Origin of the sequence: Burkholderia sp. BCC0405, from assembly GCF_902833075.1 — a bacterium.
Lineage (GTDB): Bacteria > Pseudomonadota > Gammaproteobacteria > Burkholderiales > Burkholderiaceae > Burkholderia.
The window spans coordinates 1-407 of the sequence record NZ_CADFEO010000071.1; the positions used below are offsets into that span (position 1 = coordinate 1).

At 67.3% G+C, this 407-nt stretch carries 1 protein-coding gene; it reads left to right on the forward strand.

Features of this window, described 5'->3' with window-relative positions; all coding sequences use genetic code 11:
- Positions 1–407, forward strand: a 407-nt coding sequence (locus HWX36_RS36740) for an HAD-IC family P-type ATPase (RefSeq protein WP_175958582.1), incomplete at both ends; no start/stop codon positions are given.

The following is a 407-nucleotide window of genomic DNA, read 5'->3' on the forward strand; positions in this document are numbered from 1 at the left end:
CGCGTGCTCGGCGTGATCGAGCTGAAGGACATCGTGAAGGGCGGGATCAAGGAGCGCTTCGCGGAACTGCGCAAGATGGGCATCAAGACCGTGATGGTGACGGGCGACAACCGGCTGACGGCGGCGGCGATCGCGGCGGAAGCAGGGGTCGACGATTTCCTCGCGGAAGCGACGCCGGAAACCAAGCTCGCGACGATCCGCGAGCACCAGGCGGCCGGGCGTCTCGTCGCGATGACGGGCGATGGCACCAACGACGCGCCGGCGCTTGCGCAGGCCGACGTGGCGGTCGCGATGAACACCGGGACGCAGGCGGCGAAGGAAGCCGGCAACATGGTCGACCTCGACTCGAACCCGACGAAGCTGATCGAGATCGTCGAGATCGGCAAGCAGATGCTGATGACGCGCGG